The 20,848-nt window shown below is 42.3% G+C and carries 22 protein-coding genes; 14 read left to right on the forward strand and 8 right to left on the reverse strand.

Features of this window, described 5'->3' with window-relative positions; translation table 11 throughout:
• Positions 1 to 72: 72 nt before the first annotated feature.
• Both ACJMKR_RS04070 and ACJMKR_RS04075 read left to right on the forward strand, forming a co-directional pair.
• On the forward strand, positions 73 to 282 hold the full coding sequence (locus ACJMKR_RS04070) for a transposase (RefSeq protein ID WP_423062405.1): 210 nt from the start codon (positions 73 to 75) through the stop codon (positions 280 to 282).
• A 104-nt stretch (positions 283 to 386) separates the two neighbouring features.
• Positions 387 to 1,226, forward strand: coding sequence for an IS3 family transposase (locus tag ACJMKR_RS04075; protein WP_423064184.1), 840 nt, complete (start codon positions 387 to 389; stop codon positions 1,224 to 1,226).
• Here ACJMKR_RS04075 and ACJMKR_RS04080 read toward each other — a convergent pair.
• From ACJMKR_RS04080 to ACJMKR_RS04110, 7 genes are all read right to left on the reverse strand, one after another.
• Complete coding sequence (locus ACJMKR_RS04080) at positions 1,190 to 1,567, reverse strand: DUF2490 domain-containing protein (protein WP_423063883.1); 378 nt, start codon at positions 1,565 to 1,567, stop codon at positions 1,190 to 1,192. The two genes, ACJMKR_RS04075 and ACJMKR_RS04080, sit on opposite strands and share 37 nt — an antisense overlap.
• 25 nt (positions 1,568 to 1,592) lie before the next feature.
• Entirely contained in the window at positions 1,593 to 3,389 is a 1,797-nt protein-coding gene (locus tag ACJMKR_RS04085; protein WP_423063884.1) for an IucA/IucC family protein, read from the reverse strand.
• A complete protein-coding gene (locus ACJMKR_RS04090; RefSeq protein WP_423063885.1) occupies positions 3,370 to 3,936 on the reverse strand; it encodes a DedA family protein in 567 nt (188 codons plus the stop codon). The genes ACJMKR_RS04085 and ACJMKR_RS04090 overlap by 20 nt, the downstream gene beginning before the upstream one ends.
• A 63-nt stretch (positions 3,937 to 3,999) precedes the next feature.
• Entirely contained in the window at positions 4,000 to 4,365 is a 366-nt protein-coding gene (locus tag ACJMKR_RS04095) for a DUF3301 domain-containing protein (RefSeq protein ID WP_423063886.1), read from the reverse strand.
• Position 4,366: 1 nt separating this feature from the next.
• Positions 4,367 to 5,365, reverse strand: a complete 999-nt coding sequence (birA, locus tag ACJMKR_RS04100; RefSeq protein ID WP_423063887.1) for a bifunctional biotin--[acetyl-CoA-carboxylase] ligase/biotin operon repressor BirA — start codon at positions 5,363 to 5,365, stop codon at positions 4,367 to 4,369.
• A gap of 47 nt (positions 5,366 to 5,412) precedes the next feature.
• Complete coding sequence (locus ACJMKR_RS04105; RefSeq protein ID WP_423063888.1) at positions 5,413 to 6,318, reverse strand: hydroxymethylglutaryl-CoA lyase; 906 nt, start codon at positions 6,316 to 6,318, stop codon at positions 5,413 to 5,415.
• Positions 6,318 to 7,670, reverse strand: coding sequence for a TRZ/ATZ family hydrolase (locus ACJMKR_RS04110; RefSeq protein WP_423063889.1), 1,353 nt, complete (start codon positions 7,668 to 7,670; stop codon positions 6,318 to 6,320). The genes ACJMKR_RS04105 and ACJMKR_RS04110 overlap by 1 nt, the downstream gene beginning before the upstream one ends.
• Before the next feature lie 162 nt (positions 7,671 to 7,832).
• On the opposite strand from ACJMKR_RS04110, the gene gyrA reads away from it, so the two are divergent.
• From gyrA to ACJMKR_RS04170, 12 genes are all read left to right on the forward strand, one after another.
• Positions 7,833 to 10,388, forward strand: a complete 2,556-nt coding sequence (gene gyrA, locus ACJMKR_RS04115) for a DNA gyrase subunit A (protein ID WP_423063890.1) — start codon at positions 7,833 to 7,835, stop codon at positions 10,386 to 10,388.
• Positions 10,389 to 10,426: 38 nt separating this feature from the next.
• Positions 10,427 to 11,518 (forward strand): 3-phosphoserine/phosphohydroxythreonine transaminase, encoded by a 1,092-nt coding sequence (gene serC, locus ACJMKR_RS04120; RefSeq protein ID WP_423063891.1) that lies wholly within the window; start codon positions 10,427 to 10,429, stop codon positions 11,516 to 11,518.
• Positions 11,519 to 11,521: 3 nt separating this feature from the next.
• Positions 11,522 to 12,823, forward strand: a complete 1,302-nt coding sequence (gene aroA / locus ACJMKR_RS04125; protein ID WP_423063892.1) for a 3-phosphoshikimate 1-carboxyvinyltransferase — start codon at positions 11,522 to 11,524, stop codon at positions 12,821 to 12,823.
• 21 nt (positions 12,824 to 12,844) lie between these two features.
• A complete protein-coding gene (gene cmk / locus ACJMKR_RS04130) occupies positions 12,845 to 13,546 on the forward strand; it encodes a (d)CMP kinase (RefSeq protein ID WP_423063893.1) in 702 nt (233 codons plus the stop codon).
• A 77-nt stretch (positions 13,547 to 13,623) separates the two neighbouring features.
• The gene (rpsA, locus tag ACJMKR_RS04135) at positions 13,624 to 15,285 is read left to right on the forward strand and encodes a 30S ribosomal protein S1 (RefSeq protein ID WP_423063894.1); all 1,662 of its coding nucleotides are present in this window, start codon (positions 13,624 to 13,626) and stop codon (positions 15,283 to 15,285) included.
• Positions 15,286 to 15,539: 254 nt separating this feature from the next.
• Positions 15,540 to 15,830: a lipopolysaccharide assembly protein LapA domain-containing protein gene (locus tag ACJMKR_RS04140; protein ID WP_423063895.1), complete on the forward strand. Its 291-nt coding sequence runs from the start codon at positions 15,540 to 15,542 to the stop codon at positions 15,828 to 15,830.
• Between the two features lie 5 nt (positions 15,831 to 15,835).
• Positions 15,836 to 16,996 carry a lipopolysaccharide assembly protein LapB gene (lapB, locus tag ACJMKR_RS04145; RefSeq protein ID WP_423064185.1) on the forward strand — a complete coding sequence of 387 codons (1,161 nt, stop codon included), beginning with the start codon at positions 15,836 to 15,838 and terminating at the stop codon, positions 16,994 to 16,996.
• A 39-nt stretch (positions 16,997 to 17,035) separates the two neighbouring features.
• Complete coding sequence (gene pyrF, locus ACJMKR_RS04150) at positions 17,036 to 17,743, forward strand: orotidine-5'-phosphate decarboxylase (protein ID WP_423063896.1); 708 nt, start codon at positions 17,036 to 17,038, stop codon at positions 17,741 to 17,743.
• A 4-nt stretch (positions 17,744 to 17,747) separates the two neighbouring features.
• Positions 17,748 to 18,503 carry an ABC transporter substrate-binding protein gene (locus ACJMKR_RS04155; protein ID WP_423063897.1) on the forward strand — a complete coding sequence of 252 codons (756 nt, stop codon included), beginning with the start codon at positions 17,748 to 17,750 and terminating at the stop codon, positions 18,501 to 18,503.
• A 45-nt stretch (positions 18,504 to 18,548) separates the two neighbouring features.
• Positions 18,549 to 18,821: an IS1-like element transposase gene (locus ACJMKR_RS04160; protein ID WP_423063898.1), complete on the forward strand. Its 273-nt coding sequence runs from the start codon at positions 18,549 to 18,551 to the stop codon at positions 18,819 to 18,821.
• A gap of 4 nt (positions 18,822 to 18,825) precedes the next feature.
• A complete protein-coding gene (locus tag ACJMKR_RS04165; protein ID WP_423063899.1) occupies positions 18,826 to 19,302 on the forward strand; it encodes an IS1 family transposase in 477 nt (158 codons plus the stop codon).
• Entirely contained in the window at positions 19,303 to 19,800 is a 498-nt protein-coding gene (locus tag ACJMKR_RS04170) for an ABC transporter substrate-binding protein (RefSeq protein WP_423063900.1), read from the forward strand.
• Here ACJMKR_RS04170 and ACJMKR_RS04175 read toward each other — a convergent pair.
• Entirely contained in the window at positions 19,797 to 20,843 is a 1,047-nt protein-coding gene (locus ACJMKR_RS04175; RefSeq protein WP_423063901.1) for a hypothetical protein, read from the reverse strand. The two genes, ACJMKR_RS04170 and ACJMKR_RS04175, sit on opposite strands and share 4 nt — an antisense overlap.
• Between the last annotated feature and the right edge of the window lie 5 nt (positions 20,844 to 20,848).

A 20,848-nucleotide genomic window follows, 5' to 3' on the forward strand; every position in this document is an offset into this window, starting at 1 on the left:
ACGCTTGAATCTTCCCCTAAATTACCGGACACTAATTTGTTAAAATCTATGAAGTAACAAAGAGGTGATCTCATGACAAAGAAGACTCGAAAATACACACCGGAATTTAAAGAAGAAGCAATCCATCTAGCACTCAGTTCTCCTTCCGTGTTAAGCGCTGCAAAAGACTTAGGCATGCCCGAAGCGACCCTCCACACCTGGGTGGATAAAGCCAGGAAGAGTGGTGAAGTGATTCATCCCAGCGCAAAGCAACCGGTCAACATAGGGGAACTCATTGAATAAAATCAACAGCTTAAGAAGCGACTGGCACGACTGGAACAGGAGAAAGCCATTCTAAAAAAGGTGGCCACGTACTTCGCGAAAGAACTCGAGTAAAGTACAGCTTTATTCAAAAGCACGCCCAACTATTTGGAATTAACTTGCTATGTGATGTACTGGGTGTCAGTCGTAGTGGTTATTATGACTGGCTATCGCGACCTATGAGCCCACGTGAGCAAGCAAACCAACAATTAGATGAAAAAATTAAGGTAATTTATATGAGAAACAAACAACGTTACGGTTCACCACGTATAACTCGTGCATTGCAAGCGGAATCGATTTCCTGCAGTCACACGCGTATTGAGCGGCGTATGCGCTCCATGGGCTTAAAAGCACTTGCCAAGCGTAGATTTAAAATAACCACAGACTCGGGTCACAACAAGGCTATTTTTGAGAATATTTTAAAGAGAGATTTCACGAGAACGGCGATCAATCAAAAATGGGTGAGTGATCTGACGTACATTCCAACCCGTGAAGGTTGGTTGTATTTAGCGGTGGTTATCGATGTGCATTCACGTTCGGTTATTGGCTCGTCAATGAATAAAAGCATGAAACAAGATTTAGTGTGTGATGCGTTATTGATGGCGTTATTCAAACGAAAATATCCAAAGCAAGTGATTATACACTCTGATCGGGGCAGTCAATATTGTTCGAAAAAATATAGGGAAATCATCAAGCAAAACAAGCTGATTGGTTCAATGAGCAGAAAGGCTAATTGTTGGGATAATGCCATTGCAGAAAGTTTTTTCCATACCCTAAAAACGGAACTTGTGCATGTGAATGATTACACAACACGCGCTGAAGCAAGGCAAAGTCTTTTTCAGTATATTGAAGGCTATTACAATCACAGAAGAATGCATTCAGCTATTGACTACAAGACCCCTGTTGCGCTTGAATGTGCTGCGTAAAATCGAAAAAAAATGTGTCCGGTAAAGTGAGGGAAGATCACTAATCTATTATTGGTTTCATTGTAGATATATCTGAAGTCATAACCTACCCAAATATTGATCGAAGGATTAACTGTGTAATCAAGAGCGCCGCGTATGAAAGTGCTATCAAATACGTTGTTACGAGTATTTAATCGATTTTGGACCTGAAAAATATATTGTAGTTTCTTCGAATTGGGAAAAAAATTTTTAACTGTAAGATTAGTCCATTGACCGCCTTCTTCAATGAGTGGTCTTGCAAGTGTCATCACGGGAGTGATGAATAACAGCAGCAATAACATCCTTGTGAATAGCTGACGCATTAATTTATAGTCCGTTTGTTAGTAATTATGTTTCTTTTAACGGATTTGTAATTGGCACGTAAATATAATCATGCGATACATTGTCGAGTCGCATGCGTAATAATGCCTTTAAAACCCAATCCTTTTCTAAAATAGCGTGTCGTTCTTGTTGCCATACTGTTGGCTCCATTCGTGCTTTGAGCGCATCAAAGCGTTCTTCCGTTATTTCTCTGACAAGAATCCAAAAAGTTGATTCCGGTACATTATAGTATTGAGACAAATGAAAAATCCACTCGCCTAAATGATATTGATACGTTGTATGCAGTAATTTATTGCGCACTTCATCGCGCTCTTCGCGTAATGTGGCAGAGCTGGGATAGGGAACCAAGTTGAAACCTTGTCCTTTAAAAGTAGGCAAATGCAATCGTAATCCACCGAAGTCACGCGCAATCGTGGCAACGGGATTGCCTTGGTGAAAGACTGCGATGGTGTTTTGCTGGTGCGCCTCTAGTGCAACGCCGTAAAGTAAATAAAGATCTAAATAACTGTTTAATACAATCTTGGCATAGCGTTGAAAATAACGTTTTGCGTCATCCACATTGTTGACACCAGCATGTTGCATGATTTCAATCAAGAGCGGAACTTGGTGGACTGGTGTTTTCTCAAAGAGGGCGGCCACGACGATGCCGGTTTCATCAGTGTATAAATGATTATTCACGTTGTCTCTAAAAATTACGGATAAATGTTTTGCAGTTTCATCGGCAAAGCCTTTAGCATGCAAGCCGATGAGCTCAGGCATGAAACGTAAGGTGCCATTAAAATTGTTTTCTTGTGCTAGGATTTGACTTAAAAAAAAGCTTATTTTAGGGCCATTTTCAGTAGAGGCTGGAGAAACCGTACGTATAGCGCTTGTGGTTTGTACGGCAATCGGTAATTTGATGTGTGGTTGATAGGGGTTAGAGATCGGCACAACGGTTCGAAAGGATAACGTTGGATTTGTAGGTAGCGTGACACTCTCGAAAATATGTAAATATCCTGACTCAAGTAATGCTTTAAATCGTGAGTGAATGATATGCACAGCCTGCCAGGGATGAATGGGCAGAGGGATGTAATTTTTACTATCAAGCCCATTTAATTTTAATTGCAATGCCCACAATGTTTTAATGTTGGGAAAGTGTTCAAAGAACCAATCGATATACTGTAAATCGTTGCTTATCGCTTCGATGTGTACGATATCGCGATGGATGGCGCCGATATAAATAGAGGTTTGTTGATGGAATTCCGGTGAATACTGAATGACGTCTTGTGGCGATAATCCCAATTTTGTTTTGCTGCAAGGATGGTACGGATGACCTTGGGTTGTCCATTGTTCGTAGAATAGGCTCTTATTGTGAATGTCTTGCTCATCAATCCATCGGAAAAAATTGTCGCTGTTGGATTGATTCATTGAAGCAGCTAAAGTTTCATTGTACTGTTTATTATTTTCATCACTAAGTGCGGTATTGTCAACGTGACTTTCAATTTCAGTTAGAAAATGTTCCCATTGTGTTTGATCGAGTTGGAGTCCTAACTCTGGTTTTATAATGGTTAATAATTGCATTGGGTCAGCTATTTGCTTGGGTGATGTTATTGGGGATTTCAAATAAAAAATATCACCTTTAATTTGATAGTGTCTGAGTGATGAGATTGTTAAATCTTGTAGCTGTAGTGAGGCAGAAGTGTTTGACAGCGGAATAATAAAGGTATCGTTTTGTTTGCTGACGGATAGTAATTGTTCGCGAAGGAAAGCTTGTAGTAGGCGCGCAATGCATTCGCGCTGTGCTTTATGTTTCGTCGGATTCATGTTCAGTTCGAACCCTCTGTTTGAAGTAGTGCCAAATTGCTGGAGTGATAGAAAGAAAAATCACACACAATGCGACTGGCAAAATGTATTTGCCAATGCCTGGGACTAGGCTATCAAGATAGTAGCCGATCAACGTCACGCCGCCCGCCCAAATGAATGCACCGATGATATTAAATAACACGTAGGTGCGATATTGCATTTTTGCCATGCCGGCAACAATTGGAACGAACGTTCGCAAAATGGGTACTAATCGTCCCAGAACTAAAGCTTTCCCGCCGTGTTTTTCATAAAACTTTCCAGCTTGAATTAAATAGTGTTTTTTAAATAGCAACGAATCATTTCGACGCAATAACCAGTTTCCGAGTTTTTCTCCAAACCAATAGGCGACAAAGTAGCCGGCACAGGCAGTGACAATCATTAAGGGGGTTAAGAGCCAAACATTGAATATATCTTGTGAGGCGAGTAATCCGGCGGCGAATAATAAACTATCCCCCGGTAAAAAAAATCCAAGAAAAATGCCTGTTTCCAGGAAGATAATTAATAACACACCGACATATCCTAGTGTCTGTACCCATTTTGTGATATCGAAATGTATTTGCATGACTAATCCTTAGCTTCGTTTGGTTGGGAATTGAATGACATTGTCTGTATTGTTCGATTGACTATCATCATTAATTGGGGGTAAACCGATCTCAATGACCTGATTATCCAATATTGTGATGGTGCTGCTCAATCGTGCTTGTCCATCGTAGTAATCGAATCCATAGCGGCGTTTGAAACGGACTCGACCCGAATCGTTGCGTTGCAAAGTTATTTTTTGAAAATTTGTTGTGCCATCGAGAAATTGCAGACTTCGTTTTTTACAAGCTTTTTTGCTAGCGGTGATAGCTAATTCTTTGGCTCTCATAGAGGATTCCCAAAACCAAATCAATAATGCAATAATAATAAGGACAATCAATCCGGTTATCGTCAGCATATTATTTCTCTTTTGCTAAGCGAAGGCTTAATTCACCACTAAAAAAACGTTTTTTCTCATTATGTTCACACAATAAAATTAATTCTCCTTTATCGGAGATATTATCCATAACACCGTTGATAGTTCCGCTCGGTGTATGCAGTGTCACAGTTTTTCCGAGCATATGATCGAGAGTTCTCCATGTTTTAATGAATGGTTCTAGACCTTTTTCTTCGAAAGTAATAATTGTGTGTAGGATTTCGTTGAGTAATAAACCTGCTAATTGATTGCGGCGGGGGGGTAGGTGTGTAATCTGTTGTATGTCCACCCAGGGTTGATCAATTTGATCGGGATATTTATTAGGGATGTAGGTATTGATGCCAACACCGATCACAACGGCGCAATAACCATGATGCTCTGCCACCATTTCGAGAAGCACGCCACTCAATTTACGTCCATACCATAAAATATCGTTTGGCCATTTCACAGCGATGCCATCTTCAACGCCATAACGTTTCAATGCATTAACAGCAGCAAGCGCGATGGCAAGGCTTAAGCCTACAATTTCAGCGGGATCTTTTTTAAAATGCCACAAGAGTGAATGGCAAATATTGCTACCAAATGAAGCGATCCAACGTCGGCCGCGACGGCCTCGGCCTTGAGATTGATATTCTGCAAAACAAGCGATATTTTTATTGGGGTGCTGTGGTTGTAGTTCTAATAAATAATCGTTGGTAGATTTGATTTCATCGAGAATGATTAAATCATCGAGTTTATTTTTAACAGTTTTATCCAGCACTTGTTCGATAGTTTTTTGATCGAGCAATTCGATACCGTGGGGAATGCGATAACCGCGCCCTGAAACAGAGTCGATAACAATGCCGTAATCAGTGAGTTGCTTAACAGCTTTCCAAACAGCACTGCGAGAAATACCGAGTGCGTGGGCTAAAGCTTCTCCAGAATGGAACTCGCCGTCACTGAGTAGCTCTAAGAGTTTGTAGCTGGTTTGTGTTTTTTTCATGTGAATCGATTATCGCACTAAATAATTTGATGCGCTAGGGCAGCGACTTAATAAGTCGCGCCTGCTAAAGCGATCGACACTTTCGAGCGAGGTGCAATATCGAGATGATCACAAATCATGCGGCCTGTTTTAGCGAGTTTATTGATGTCGATTCCGCTTTCAATGCCTAAACCATTTAATAAATAAACCACATCTTCCGTAGCGACATTGCCGCCGGCACCTGGCGCATAAGGGCAGCCACCAAGTCCTGCAACAGAGCTATCAACCGTTGTGATGCCTTTTTCTAAAGCGGCATAAATATTCACGAGTGCTTGTGCATACGTATCATGAAAATGCACCGCGAGTTTATCGATAGAAATGCTTTGGCTGACCAGGTCAATTAATTTTTGTACTTTATTAGGCGTACCAATGCCGATTGTGTCGCCTAATGAAATTTGGTAACAACCTAAATTGAGTAGTTTTTCAGAAACATTGAGGACCTGTTTTGGATCTGTCTCACCTTCATAGGGGCAAGCTATGGCACAAGAAACATAACCCCGAACGGGAATATGATGTTTTTTTGCGCCTTCAATCACAAGTGCAATGCGATTCAGACTTTCCTCGATGGAACAATTAGTGTTTTTTTGAGAAAAAGTTTCTGAAGCCGCAGTAAAAATAGCGATTTCTTGCACCTGCGAATCGAGTGCATCGTTTAAACCGTGTTCGTTGGGAACGAGAGCTGTGTAACGCACATTCGGGTTGCGTTTGATGCCCTTCATGACTTCGCTGTGGTCAGCCATTTGCGGCACCCATTTGGGCGATACAAAACTAGTGGCTTCGATGACTCTTAAGGCCGTCTCAGAAAGCCGATTGATGAAATCAATTTTTAACGCAGTCGGAATGTTTTTCGGCTCATTTTGCAAACCGTCTCGTGGGCCTACTTCAACGATAGTCACTTTTTTAGGGAGAGTCATCACACTTTCTCTGTTGCTGTTATCGTTTTGTCTGCACTAAAAGGCCTTGCTTTTTCTGCCCATTGATTAGCTTCCTGAACAACTTTATCGATTTCGAGTTGTGTAAATTGACCGTCTTTTAAAAGTTGTTTTCCGGCAACCCAGACATCGCTTACTTGTAAACGGTTAATGGCATAGGCTAAATGTGATATTGGATTATAGATGGGTTGTGTTAAGAAAGAATTTAAATTTACCGCAATCAAATCGGCTGCCTTTCCTGGCTCTAGCGAACCAATTTCTTTTTCGAGGCCAATGGCTTTTGCACCGTTAATGGTTGCCATGGCTAATGCTTCTTTAGCCGGTAAGAGCGTTGGATCCTCACCTGTTGCTTTTGCGATGAAAGAAGCCGTACGAATTTCCCCAAACATATCGAGATCATTATTGCTGGCTGCGCCATCGGTACCTACGGCAACATTGACACCGGCGCGGAGTAATTTCGCAATAGGAGCAAAACCGCTAGCTAGTTTTAAATTAGATTCAGGGCAATGAACCACGTGAGAGCCGGTTTTTTTTAACAGATTAATTTCATCGTTGGTTAATTGCGTCATGTGAATATTAATAAGTCGTGGTGATAGTAACCCCAGTTTGTGAATTCGTTCTAAGGGTCGCACACCGTATTCATTCATGCTCTGATCGATTTCCGTTTTGGTTTCGTGCATGTGTATGTGAATCGGTATTTTATAGTGATCGGATAATTCTTTAACGCGTTTCAAGCCATCATCGGTAACGGTGTAAGGTGCATGCGGGCACAGGCTCCAAGTGATCAGTGGGTTTTTGTCGTTGCCATCTAATGTATTAGTGGCTTTTTTAAAATAACCCGCTTCATTATCAGCCCATTTTGTGGGGACGTTGATGATGAGCATGCCAACACACGCGCGCATTCCTTCTTCTGCTGCTGTTTTTGCAATGGTATCGTGAAAGAAATAATTGTCGTTAAAGCATGTTGTCCCACCGCGTAACATTTCTGCAATAGCTAAACGCGTGCCGGCAGCAACTGAGTTTTCATCGATAACGGCTTGTTCGGCTGGCCATATATGATTTTGTAGCCAGTCCATTAATTCTAAGTCGTCTGCCAAACCGCGAAATAAATTCATCGGTGTGTGCGTATGGGTATTGACCATGCCTGGCATTAATACGTGATCCTGTAATTCAAGATACTGCTCTGCGTAATAGTGTTGTTTGGCTTCTTCGAGTGGTAACACATCCACAATGCGATCACCCCGAATTGCAATCGCGTGACCTTCTAGGACGCGGTTTTCAGGTGCAATCGGTAAAATCCATCGTGCGGAGATGAGTATGTCGACATTGTCCATGGATCAGGCCCTCTTTAGTCGATTTTGACGAAGGTACACATATTAGCGGAAATGAGGATTGGGGGCAAAAGGCCTTTTAACCTCGCTACCGGACCTGTAATATGATATAATTTTCTGTCCAGCGAATCAGACTAAGTTATTGTTTTTATAGAGGAAACCATCATGGCAGAGGCTGCTAATGAAATCATTCCAATAACGATCGAAGAAGAGCTCAAACAATCGTACCTCGATTACGCGATGAGCGTCATCATCGGTCGTGCACTGCCCGATGTGCGAGATGGGCTAAAACCCGTGCATCGCCGTGCACTGTATGCCATGAGTGAGCTGGGCAATGATTGGAATAAACCGTATAAAAAATCGGCTCGTATCGTCGGTGATGTGATTGGTAAATACCATCCCCATGGCGACACGGCCGTCTACGACACGATTGTGCGTATGGCGCAGCCATTTAGTATGCGCTACTTATTAGTTGATGGGCAGGGTAACTTTGGTTCCGTCGATGGTGATGCGCCTGCTGCCATGCGTTACACCGAAATTCGTATGTCGCGATTTGCTCATTTTTTAATGGCCGATCTCGACAAAGAAACAGTCGACTTTGTTCCAAACTATGATGAAACAGAAATGGCGCCGGTTGTGTTGCCGACCCGTATTCCAAATTTACTAGTCAATGGCGCCTCTGGTATTGCAGTGGGCATGGCGACCAACATCCCACCTCACAACCTTAATGAAATTATTGACGCGACGATTGCGCTCATCGATAACGCAGATCTCAGCATTGATGAGTTAATGAAATACATACCAGGACCGGATTTTCCAACAGCCGGTATTATCAATGGCCGCAGCGGGATTATCCATGCATACAAAACGGGTCGTGGTCGCATTTATGTACGTGCTAAAACGGAAGTGGAAACCGATGGAAAATCCGGACGGGCTTCTATTATCGTTCATGAGCTGCCTTATCAAGTGAATAAAGCGCGACTCCTAGAAAAAATTGGTGAGTTGGTGCGCGATAAAAAAATTGAAGGGATTTCGGGATTGCGTGATGAATCAGACAAACGCGGTATGCGCATGGTGATCGAAGTGCGTCGCGGTGATAATCCTGATGTCGTATTAAATAACCTCTATGCACAAACACAACTACAAACTGTGTTTGGCATTAACATGGTGGCGCTAGATAATGGTCAGCCACGCTTGCTCAACTTAAAACAATTATTGGGTGCGTTTTTACAGCATCGTCGTGAAGTGGTGACGCGAAGAACCATTTACGATTTACGAAAAGCTCGCGAACGCGCACATATTTTAGAGGGTTTGGGCGTTGCACTAGCCAATATCGATGAAGTAATCGCACTGATTAAAAAAGCCAAAACGCCAGCAGCCGCTAAAGAAAAATTATTGGAAAAAGCCTGGAATCCTGGGTCAGTTGCTAAACTCTTACAGAAGGGGGGCACAGATCTCACGCGTCCAGATGATTTGCCAGCTCAATATCGCGCTGACAAAAAAGGGTATCATTTATCACTCACGCAAGCACAAGCGATTTTAGACTTGCGATTACACCGCTTGACCGGTTTGGAAATAGAAAAAATTCACGAAGAATACGCAAACATTGTTGTGGCAATTCAAGGACTCATCGAGATTTTATCTGATCCGGATAAGTTGCATAAAGTGATTCGTGATGAATTAAAAGACGTTAAAAAGCAATTTGGCGATGATCGTCGTACTGAAATCATCGACACCAAGCAAGACTTCACTAATGAAGATTTAATTTCAAAAGATGACATGGTGGTGACGCTATCACAAGCGGGATATGTGAAATCGCAATCATTAAGTAGCTATCAGGCCCAACACCGTGGTGGTCGTGGAAAGATGGCGACGAGTGTTAAAGAGGAGGATTTTGTAAAAAATATTTTAGTCGCTAACACACACGACACGATCCTATGTTTTTCAACTCAAGGAAAGGTGTATTGGTTGAAGGTATACCAAGTGCCGCAAGGTGGTCGTGCTGCACGTGGTCGGCCGGTCGTGAATTTATTGCCATTAGAAAAAGATGAGCAGATTTCTGCAATTTTGCCGATCCGTGAATTTGATGAAAAACACTTTATATTTATGGCCACCTCAAAGGGTACCGTTAAAAAAGTGCCGCTGACTGAATTTGAACGTCCGCGCACAAAAGGGAAAATCGCTTTAGAGTTGGACGAAGGTGATCAACTTGTTGGTGTTGATATTACCGATGGCAAAAAGGAAGTGATGTTGCTATCCGACGCGGGTAAGGCCATTCGCTTCCATGAAAAAGACGTAAGGCCGATGGGTCGAACGGCGCGTGGTGTGCGTGGCATTAAATTAAAACAAGATCAGAAACTAATTTCATTGATTATTGCTCAGCCTAAAGGTTGTGTTTTGACAGCCACTGAAAAAGGGTATGGTCAACGAACAGACCTTGAAGACTATCGAGAAACAGGTCGCGGTGGTCAGGGTGTCATTGCAATTCGTGTCACGAGCCGCAATGGTAAAGTAGTTGCAGCCACCCAAGTGTTTGAGCAGGACGAAGTGTTATTGATCAGTAACCAAGGTACTTTGGTGCGAACGCGCGTTGAAGAAATTTCCGTGATTGGTCGCAACACGCAAGGTGTGCGATTAATTCAACTCGCAGAAGGTGAAACGCTAGTGGGCTTGGAGGCTATTTCAGCGGATTTGGATCATGTGCATCAAGCGGAAGATTAAGAAATAAGTTTCGGGTTTTAGAAAATGGAAATATTATCATGGTGAATTCAAGAGTCTATAATTTTAGCCCTGGTCCTGCAATGCTGCCAGAAGAAGTGTTATTAGAAGCGCGTGATGAATTGTTGGATTGGCATCGCATGGGAATGTCAGTGATGGAAGTGTCTCATCGTGGCCAACCTTTCCAGCAAGTGGTGGATGAATCAGAACAGGATTTACGTGATTTATTAAATATTCCTCCTGATTATTCCGTATTATTTTTACAAGGTGGTGCGCAAGCGCATTTTGCGTTTATTCCAATGAATATTCTTGGCGATTATAAAAATGCAGCTTATATTGACACAGGAATATGGTCTCAAAAATCGATGAAGGCCGCACAAAATTATTGTGATGTTAATCTGGTGGCAAGTAGCAAAGCTTCCAATTACACATCGATTCCTGATGAAAAAGAATGGAAAATGCCGCAAGAGGCAGCTTATTTATATTACGTCGACAACGAAACAGTAAATGGCATAGAGTTTCCATTTTTACCGAATGGCGGTGATTTACCCTTGGTCTGTGATATGTCATCAAATATTTTGTCACGACCCGTTGATATTTCGCGCTACGGTTTAATTTTTGCATGCGCACAAAAAAATATCGCTCCGGCAGGGTTGACTATTGTCATCATTCACAACGATTTACTAAAACGAACACCACTCAAAGAAACGCCGTTGCCATTTCGCTATGATTTTCAGGCCCAAGAAAAATCATTATTAAACACACCGCCGACATTCATGTGGTATTTTGCTGGGCTTGTTTTTAAATGGCTTAAAAAAGAAGGTGGGTTGAAAGAAATGGATAAACGCGCCCAACAAAAATCAAAAAAATTGTATGAATTTATCGATCAAAGCGATTTTTATCACAATTCGATTGATCCTCATTGTCGTTCGCGCATGAATGTTATTTTTACGTTAGCCAATGAAAACTTAAATAAATTATTTGTTGAAGCATCTACTCAAAATGGATTGGCCAATCTCAAAGGCCATCGCTTAGTGGGTGGTATGCGTGCTAGCATTTATAATGCTATGCCCGAAGCGGGTGTCGATAAACTAATCGCCTTCATGCGAGACTTTGAAAAACAACATGGGTAAAACGTGAATTTTCATACCGAACCAACCGATGCCCTAAGCGGCGAAATACGAGTCCCAGGTGATAAATCCATTTCCCATCGAGCGGTTATCGTAAGCTCGATCGCTAAGGGTCGTTCACAAATCAATGGCTGTTTGCTAGGAGCGGATAATTACGCCACGATCAATGCCATGCAACAAATGGGAGTCGATATTCAAACGATCGACGATGAAAATATCGTTATTGTGAATGGAGTAGGCCTGCACGGTTTGCAAGCGCCACCGGATCAATTAAATCTTGGAAACTCGGGAACGAGCATGCGATTAATGGCGGGATTATTGTCGGCACAATCGTTTGATTCGGTATTAATAGGCGATGAATCATTATCAAAACGACCGATGGCGCGGGTTGTGGATCCATTGCTTTCGATGGGTGCTAAAATAACGATGACAGAAAATAAAACGCCACCATTAAAAATTACCGGCGGACAATCGTTGCAGGGTATTCATTACGAATTACCGGTTGCAAGTGCACAAGTAAAATCGTGTTTGTTGCTAGCGAGTCTTTATGCCGATGGCACAACATGTGTGACCGAACCAGCTCCAACGCGTGATCATTTGGAGCGTGTATTACAAACTTTTGGTTATTCAGTGCAAGTGACACAGAATAAAATTTGTTTATCAAGTGGGGGTGAGCTTCGTGCGCATGATATTAATGTTCCGGCCGATATTTCTTCAGCGGCATTTTTTATGGTTGCAGCGACAATTACTCCGAAGTCTTCGCTCGTACTGCAACATGTTGGCATTAATCCGACCCGCATAGGAGTCATTAATATTTTAAAAGCCATGGGCGCTAATATTGAAATAATCAATGAGCGACTCGAAGGACATGAACCGGTTGCCGATATCCGCGTCAGTCGTCATTCTCAATTGCATGGCATTGAAATTCCAGTGGATCAAGTGCCTCTGGCGATCGATGAATTTCCTGCCTTATTAATTGCCGCGGCCTGTGCATCAGGCACCACCACATTACATGGTGCACGAGAATTACGCGTCAAAGAAACGGATCGCATCGAAGCAATGACAGTGGGATTACAAGCACTGGGTATAAAAGCAAAAGCGCTGCCCGATGGTATTATTGTTGAAGGTGGTCAGTTGCAAGGAGGTGAAGTTGATAGTTTCGGGGATCATCGAATTGCGATGGCATTTGCTGTTGCGGGTTGCGTCGCAAAAAAATCGATACGCATCAAAAATTGTGAAAATGTAGTAACGTCCTTTCCGAATTTTGTAGAATTAGCAAACGAAGTGGGGATGGAAGTTAGGTTTTAGCGTTAGAGAAGGATAGTGGAGTTGCAAAAAGAGCATAATCAAAATCAATCGGTTCCAGTGATAGCCATCGATGGGCCGAGTAGTTCGGGTAAAGGCACCATTAGTGTGATGTTAGCCAAATATTTGAAATGGCATTTTCTGGATAGCGGTTCGATTTATCGTGCGATCGCCTGGGCCATTTTACATTATCAAATATCGCCCGATGATCAGGCAGCGCTTGCGCGTTTGCTGAAGCGAGTTCAGATTGCTATCCAAGACCGAGCTGAGCAAATCTCCAGGATCACTTGCGATGGATACGATATCTCCGATGATATCCGCTCAGAAGACTGCGCGATGATGGCCTCTAAAGTATCGGCGTATCCCATGGTTCGGGAGGCTGTTCTTCAGTATCAGCGCGACTTTCGCAGACCCCCCGGATTGGTGGCCGATGGCCGTGATATGGGCACGGTGGTCTTCCCCGATGCGAATGTGAAGTTTTTCTTTGAAGCAGACCCCAAGGAGCGTGCCGAGCGACGTTTCAAGCAGTTGCAAGCGCGTGGGATTAATGTTAGCCTGCGCGACATTCAAGAAGAATTAATGGAGCGAGATCGCCGGGATATCGACCGAGAGATCTCGCCGACCAAGCCAGCAGATGATGCGATTGTGATCGATACGACCAATTTGGGAATCGATCAAGTATTTGTGGAAGTCGTGAAACACGTTGAAGAACGACTCCGTGGATGATAGGTCCCCGTTAGGGGTGTTTAAACTAACCATATTTTTGGGGAAATGGCTGTGTCCATTTCAAGGTATTTAATTTTATGACTGAAAAATTTGCAGAATTATTTGAACAAAGTTTAATGGATACCGACTTACGTCCGGGATCCTTAGTTAAAGCAACCATTGTTGATATCCGTCCTGATCGAGTGATCGTGAATGCAGGACTCAAATCCGAAGGCATTATTCCTGCCGCAGAATTTAAAGATGAAGACATCCATGTGGGTGATGAAGTCGAAGTGGTTATCGACACGCCCGATAATGGTTTTGGTGAAACGCGACTGTCGCATGAAAAAGCAAAACGCGCTGCGGCATGGACAACGTTAGAAAAATTACACAAAGCTGATGAAGTGGTTATTGGTAAAATTATCGAACGTGTTAAAGGTGGTTTTACCGTTGAAGTCAGTTCTGTGCGGGCCTTTTTACCGGGTTCGCTCGTCGATGTAAAACCGGTGAGAGATCCAGGTTACCTCGAAGGTAAAGAATTAGAATTCAAAATTATTAAGATGGACCAAAAGCGCAATAACGTGGTGGTATCACGACGCGCGGTGATGGAAGCAGAAACCAGTGCAGAACGTCAAGCCCGCCTTGAAGAATTACAAGAAGGCCAAGAAGTGATTGGTATTGTGAAAAACATTACCGATTACGGTGCATTCATGGATTTAGGCGGTGTCGATGGACTCTTACATATTACCGATATGGCTTGGAAACGCGTTAAACATCCAAGTGAATTAGTGAATGTCGGTGATGAAGTGAAAGTAAAAGTACTGAAATTCGATCGCGACAAAAATCGTGTCTCATTAGGATTGAAACAATTAGGTGAAGATCCATGGGCAAACATTGCACGTCGTTATCCGCAAGGTACGCGTATATTTGGTAAAGTCACCAACATCACAGACTACGGTTGCTTTGTGCAATTAGAAGAAGGTGTTGAAGGTTTAGTGCATATGTCTGAGCTGGATTGGACGAATAAGAACGTTCACCCAAGCAAAGTCGTGCAAAGCGGCGAAGAAGTTGAAGTCATCGTCCTCGATATCGATGAAGATCGTCGCCGAATTTCGCTGGGTATTAAGCAATGTAAGTCGAATCCTTGGCAGGAATTTGCAGACAAGCATCAAAAAGACGAGAAAGTCACCGGTAAAATCCGTTCGATTACCGACTTCGGTATGTTTGTTGGTCTTGAAGGTGATATCGATGGTCTTGTTCACATGTCTGATATTTCATGGACGGAGAGCGGTGAAGAAGCTGTTCGTCAATACAAGAAAGGTGATGAGGTTGAAGCGATTATTTTGGCGATCGATCCAGAGCGCGAACGTATTTCGCTCGGTATTAAGCAACTAGAATCCGATCCATTTGGAGAGTATCTAGAAGGTATTGATCGTGATGCTGTGCTTAAAGCGACTGTCAAAGAAGTCGATAGCAAACAAGCAATCGTGCAATTGACCGATGACATGACGGCGCAGTTACGCATTGGTGATTACAGCTATGATCGCGTGAAAGACTTGCGTGATGAACTGAAGATTGACGATGCAGTCGATGTGAAAATTATTAGCGTCGATACTAAAACGCGTCAAATTCAAGTTTCCCATAAAGTCCTTGAAAAAGCACCCGATGAAAACGGTACACGCACGGTGGGTAATGCACCGAGCAAGACAACATTAGGTGATTTATTAAAGGAAAAAATGCGGGATAAAAGCGGAGACTAATATAAAAAAAGGGGCTAAACGCCCCTTTTTTATAGCTTCTAAAGTATGAAAATTTAGTATTTATTATCAATGAGTTGCAAACATTTCCTAAAAAGAAATTTAGTAAAAGTCCCTACCTTATATTTTAGAGCGGCTGGAAAAGTACGTATATACTAGTATTATTCAATTGTCGCCTCGCTCCAGTTTTAAAAGTAAGCTAGAATGGCTGCTGGTGATCCATTACAAGGATAACTTTGTAGAAGGAAAGCAAGGCGATGCGATATGTCATCTATATATTTTGGATTATTGTTATTTTAGTAGGAGTGACTTTTGCGAGTTTAAACCCTCAAAAGCTCACGCTTAATTATTATGTCAACACGACGACGATTCATTTACCATTGTTATTGTTGCTCGTGTTAGTTTTAGGTGCCTTGCTAGGGGTGATTGCCATGCTGCCTTCGCTAATCCGTGCAAAGAGTTCAAATCACCATTTGAAAGCACGCGTGAAACAAACCGAGCAGGAAGTGCAAAATTTACGTTCGATACCGATAAAGGATACTCACTAGTGTTAATGCCATTATTGTTTTTGTTGTTGCCTGTCGCTGCAACCTGTGGATGGTTCGTGGGCCGGCGAGCTTCGCATAAACAAATTCCACGGCTGCCACATAAAATACGGCGCGATTACTTTAAGGGTTTAAATTATTTGATTAACGAGCAACCGGATAAAGCGGTCGATGTCTTTATTAAATTATTAGAAGTCGATAGTGATACTGTTGAAACACACTTGGCGTTAGGTAGCTTATTTCGTCGTCGAGGTGAGGTGGATCGTGCGATTCGGGTGCATCAAAATTTAATTGCTCGTCCGCAATTGGCAAAACCGCATCGACTGCATGCGCTATCGGAGCTAGGTCAGGATTATTTGCGTGCGGGTGTGCTCGATCGTGCAGAGCGTTTATTCCTCGAACTAGTTGAACTGGGTGAAGAAGATCAGCCGAGCCTGCACTTTTTATTGCATATTTATCAGCAAGAAAAAGACTGGCATAAGGCGATAGAGATCGCCAAAAAATTACAAGCGCATGGTGAGTCGATGTCTGCGACCATCGCGCAGTATTATTGTGAGCTTGCAGAACAAATGATTGAAAAGGGCTGGTCGCAGGATGCACTGAATGATCTCAAGCGAGCGCAGGCCATTGATCATGGTTGCGTGCGCGCCAGCATGATTCGCGGCCGTTTGGAGAGTGAGGCGGGTCATTATAAAGAAGCCATTCGCTGCTATAAACGCGTGATTGCACAAGATCCCGATTATATTTCTGAAATTGTGGCGCCGCTGGCTGATTGTTATCGACACCTCAATGAAGAAGATACATTAGTGACATTTTTAGAAGAATCTTTGGTAAGATATCCGCGAATTTCATTGGTGTTAGTGATTTCCGATTATTTGCACCGTCAACACGGCGAGAAAGTGGCGATCGAATTTATTGCGCAACAAATTCAGCGCCAACCTTCGTTGCGTGGTTTAAGCCACTTGGTCGAATTATATTTATTAAACTCAACGGGCGATGCAAAAGAAAAGCTACTCATTTTACAGAGTTTCATGAATAAATTATTAGCGGATAAGCCGGTTTATCAATGTTCGCATTGTGGGTTTTCTGGAAAAACGCTTTATTGGTTATGTCCGAGTTGTCATCACTGGAATACCGTCAAACCCATACGCGGTTTGGAAGGGAATTAGATTACAGGCCTCAGTGTCAGGATTTGGGGATTAAAGCTTATGAGTGAAACATTGGGTCCGAAAGTTATAGTAGCTTTAGACCATCCTTCGCTTGAAGATGCGCGCTCTTTAGTGTCACAGTTAAATCCAGAATTATGTCGCTTAAAGATCGGTAACATTCTTTTTACTCATTATGGCCCGAGCATTATTGAAGAATTCATGAAAAAAGGATTTTCAATTTTTCTAGACTTAAAGTTTCATGATATACCACAAACAGTGGCTGGCGCTTGTCGTTCGGCAGCGGCATTGGGTGTTTGGATGGTCAATGTGCATGTGCAAGGAGGGCAGGCGATGCTTGCTGCGGCGCGCAATGAGATCGACAGAATCGCTGGTAAAAAGCCCTTATTAATTGGTGTTACCGTGTTAACGAGTATGGATGATGCTGATTTAAAATTGATGGGGATGACTGACAGCGTCGTTACGTTGGTGCCACGTTTTGCAAAGTTAGCACAAGATTCTGGTTTAGATGGTGTGGTGTGTTCTGCGCAAGAAGCTTCAATATTGCGTTCACAACTACATGAAAATTTTCTGTTAGTCACGCCGGGAATTCGTTTAGCAACGAGTGATAAGGGCGATCAAAAACGCATTATGACACCTAAGGCAGCTATTGAAGCTGGAGCTAATTATTTAGTGATTGGTCGGCCAATCACTCAAGTTAAAAATCCGCTGGAGGTATTGCAGCAAATTCACACGGAAATAATAGGGTAAAAAAATGTTAATTCGATTTTTTAAAGGATTATCGCTGTTGGTATTTTGCGTACCAACGTTAGTATTTGCCGCTACCAAAAAGCAACCGCAGCCGGAAAAAACGATTACTCTTGGTGTTTTATACAACTTAACGGGAGATCAAGCGCCATTGGATAGAGCATCGCTGCGCGGTGCTGAGTTGGCTGTGGCAGCTATCAATGCTCAGGGTGGAATAAAAAAACATAAATTATTGCTGCAAATAGAGAATGGGCAATCAAAGCCGAAAGTTTTGCAACGTGAAGCCGAAAAGCTTGCAAAGGAGAGTAAAATACAGGTTGTGATTGGTTTGAGTGATAATAATATGGTGATGGCAGCAGCGCCTCCGATTGTTAAAGCGAAAAAGGTTTTTATCAGCTCGGGTGCAACGGCACCGAGCCTAACTCTCACGATTCCTGACAATTTATATTTAGTCGCATTTGGCGATAATGCTCAGGCTGCAGCGGGCGCTGAATATGCGATTAATACTTTGCATATTAAAAAAGCGACAATTCTTTATGATAAAGACATGGAATATACCCGCACACTCGCGAGTTATTTTGCCAATGCATTTGTGCGAAATGGTGGTGTTGTTGAGGTTGTAAAGAGATTTTCACAGGATAAATTCAATAAGGATGATATTAAAACGCTTAAATCAGAAAAAGATCAGCCGCGTTTGATTTATTTGGCGGCTGGTCCGGAAGAAGCACCTTTCATTGGTAGTGCCTCATTTTTGTTGATGTGATATATTTTGGTATTTCAGAAAATCATTAGGATAAGGATTGAATGAATGGCAAGAATCAATGTTGCTTGCCCCTGCTGCTGTTTACATGAGGTTGTAAAATTTGGCGTCAGCAGTACAGGAAAGCAAAGGTTTCAATGTAAAAATAATGCTTGTGAGAAAAATACATTTCTTCTAGATTACACACATAATGCTCGTGCCCCTGGTGTTAAAGATAAAATAGTTGATATGGCAATGAATGGTAGTGGCGTCAGAGATACTGCAGGCGTTTTACGTATTAGCATTAACACTGTTATTGGTGAATTAAAAAAAAAGGGGTGAAGGTTTGGAGAGCGTCAATACACGACTTTTAAAGGAAAAAGAATCACTTGGTGCGTCTGTTACTGTTAATGTTGTACAAGTTGAAGAAGCGGAGCTGGATGAAATGTGGAGTTTTGTTCGAAATAAACAGAATCAACGTTGGCTTTGGCATGCGATTGATCACCATACACATGAGGTGTTAGCTTATCATTTTGGTCCAAGAAAAGATTCAGCATTTAAAGCACTGAAAGAAAAACTGAGCTCATTTGATATCAACTTTTACTATACAGATGATTGGGGTGCTTATGAAAGACACCTGCCTCAATCAAAACATTTGGTGGGAAAGCAAAATACCCAAGCGATTGAACGAAAGCATCTCACATTGCGCACACGAATAAAGCGATTAGCGAGAAAGACGATTTGCTTTTCTAAACTGGATAAAGTCCACGACATTGTCATCGGATTATTTATCAATAGGCACGAGTTTGGGAGGGTTATTTAGATGCCATCAACAAAAATGAGGCACCGCCCTTTCATTATTCGCGATTTACGAAATAACGGAATTAATGCCATTATTATGGGTGGCGATAGTTATGTGGCAAGCGCTATTATTAAAACAGCACTGAGTCATGCGAATAATATTTATTTTACGACGCATGTTTTTTTAAATCCGAACGCTACGAGTCCTAGTCTGCAAGCATTTATTAAACACTATCGTAAGAAATTTCACGTCTCGCCGCAGAATGCATTTTCAGCGTTGGGTTATGATACTGTAAATTTAGTTGCTTTTGTTTTTAAGCAGGCAAATGGATTGAGTGCGAAAGATTTTATAAAAGCATTGTCCAAAGTAAAAAATTTTCCAGGTATCACTGGCAACATCAGTTATACTGGTGGACGACACATTCCCGTAAAACCCGTTAGCATTGTCAGCATCATGGATGACAAACCGATGCTAGTCACACGCCTGGTGCCTCGTTATGAGCCGGAAGCGGTTCGTTAGGGGAGTACTTCGTATCCATTTCTACTAGTAGATGCTGCTGTTACAGCAGGAGTGGATCGTTGACCAGCAAAGTAACCGTATCGTACAATTCCAACACTAGGCCAACTGAGGCCTTGAAAAAAGATTTTTAGAGCCTCAGTTGTATTTTCATCTAGATTCCGTTGTTTAGCAATGGAAGTCCAAGCACTCGTTATACCCAAAACTCCAGTGACTGATCTGATGAAGGTAGCAGGTAAGTCGACGCCAGTTTTAACCCAACGATTCTCTAATAATTGGTTTTCAAGAGAGTTGGTTTCATTGCCAGTAATTTTATTGATGCCCCTTTCATAGGTTAAATTTCCAGAAAGAAATAAACACAAGGTACAGAATCGGAGCACCCATACTAGAGGGCCGCTTTCCTCTGACGTCCATCCTGCATTGAGAACGAGCTCAAGTGCTGTTTTGTAATAAAAAACTAGAGTGGGTGCATTTGCTAAACGTGCTAGCCAGCGATCGGGAATGTATTTTGTAATCCGTTTTGTAAGTCGCGTGACTTGGGTATCAGAATTTGCGCTATAGAGTTGACCAAGTTGGGCAATGATACTCGGCGGTAAAAATAATAACCAGACTGGGGATGCAATTAAGTAGGAAGAAGATTCTAAATGACCAGCCCCCCAAGTTCTAATAAGTCCAGCGAGATGAATAAAAAAAGAAGAGGTGGTGATGGGTCCCTTTAAAAAGGGTGTAATGAGGCCGGCTGCTCTAATGATTTTTGTACAAGCGCCATTTTGTTCGTTTGTTTCTTCTTCTAGTGTTGTCTCAGGTAGGCAACAATTTGAAGTTTGTTGCAAGGCGTTGTAGGTTTTCTCGCCATATGCGGGTGTTACTGATAATAAATTGGTTAGAAAAAATAAACCAAAAATACACCAGTACAGCTCTTCGGGTAATTTACCTTTACGAAAAGAATCGTCTAATGACGTTGTGTAGCTGAATATGTCAGTGAGTGAAAAGATAAAGGCAAAAAACAGGCTGGATATATAGAGAAATCGAGAATATTTGCGCATTTTTT

This window comes from Candidiatus Paracoxiella cheracis (genome assembly GCF_049348705.1).
Classification (GTDB): Bacteria; Pseudomonadota; Gammaproteobacteria; order Coxiellales; family Coxiellaceae; genus Paracoxiella; species Paracoxiella cheracis.

What these genes read in the sequence shown, in the direction of transcription:
- ACJMKR_RS04085 (WP_423063884.1), bottom strand. Translation starts at nt 3,389, where the DNA reads ATGAATCCGACGAAACATAAAGCACAGCGCGAATGCATTGCGCGCCTA.
- ACJMKR_RS04110 (WP_423063889.1), bottom strand. Translation starts at nt 7,670, where the DNA reads ATGGACAATGTCGACATACTCATCTCCGCACGATGGATTTTACCGATT.
- lapB (WP_423064185.1), top strand. Translation starts at nt 15,836, where the DNA reads ATGCCATTATTGTTTTTGTTGTTGCCTGTCGCTGCAACCTGTGGATGG.
- ACJMKR_RS04160 (WP_423063898.1), top strand. Translation starts at nt 18,549, where the DNA reads ATGGCAAGAATCAATGTTGCTTGCCCCTGCTGCTGTTTACATGAGGTT.
- ACJMKR_RS04170 (WP_423063900.1), top strand. Translation starts at nt 19,303, where the DNA reads ATGCCATCAACAAAAATGAGGCACCGCCCTTTCATTATTCGCGATTTA.
- ACJMKR_RS04105 (WP_423063888.1), bottom strand. Translation starts at nt 6,318, where the DNA reads ATGACTCTCCCTAAAAAAGTGACTATCGTTGAAGTAGGCCCACGAGAC.
- gyrA (WP_423063890.1), top strand. Translation starts at nt 7,833, where the DNA reads ATGGCAGAGGCTGCTAATGAAATCATTCCAATAACGATCGAAGAAGAG.
- ACJMKR_RS04155 (WP_423063897.1), top strand. Translation starts at nt 17,748, where the DNA reads ATGTTAATTCGATTTTTTAAAGGATTATCGCTGTTGGTATTTTGCGTA.
- ACJMKR_RS04175 (WP_423063901.1), bottom strand. Translation starts at nt 20,843, where the DNA reads ATGCGCAAATATTCTCGATTTCTCTATATATCCAGCCTGTTTTTTGCC.
- ACJMKR_RS04095 (WP_423063886.1), bottom strand. Translation starts at nt 4,365, where the DNA reads ATGCTGACGATAACCGGATTGATTGTCCTTATTATTATTGCATTATTG.
- ACJMKR_RS04140 (WP_423063895.1), top strand. Translation starts at nt 15,540, where the DNA reads ATGCGATATGTCATCTATATATTTTGGATTATTGTTATTTTAGTAGGA.
- birA (WP_423063887.1), bottom strand. Translation starts at nt 5,365, where the DNA reads ATGAAAAAAACACAAACCAGCTACAAACTCTTAGAGCTACTCAGTGAC.
- rpsA (WP_423063894.1), top strand. Translation starts at nt 13,624, where the DNA reads ATGACTGAAAAATTTGCAGAATTATTTGAACAAAGTTTAATGGATACC.
- pyrF (WP_423063896.1), top strand. Translation starts at nt 17,036, where the DNA reads ATGAGTGAAACATTGGGTCCGAAAGTTATAGTAGCTTTAGACCATCCT.
- ACJMKR_RS04080 (WP_423063883.1), bottom strand. Translation starts at nt 1,567, where the DNA reads ATGCGTCAGCTATTCACAAGGATGTTATTGCTGCTGTTATTCATCACT.
- serC (WP_423063891.1), top strand. Translation starts at nt 10,427, where the DNA reads ATGGTGAATTCAAGAGTCTATAATTTTAGCCCTGGTCCTGCAATGCTG.
- ACJMKR_RS04070 (WP_423062405.1), top strand. Translation starts at nt 73, where the DNA reads ATGACAAAGAAGACTCGAAAATACACACCGGAATTTAAAGAAGAAGCA.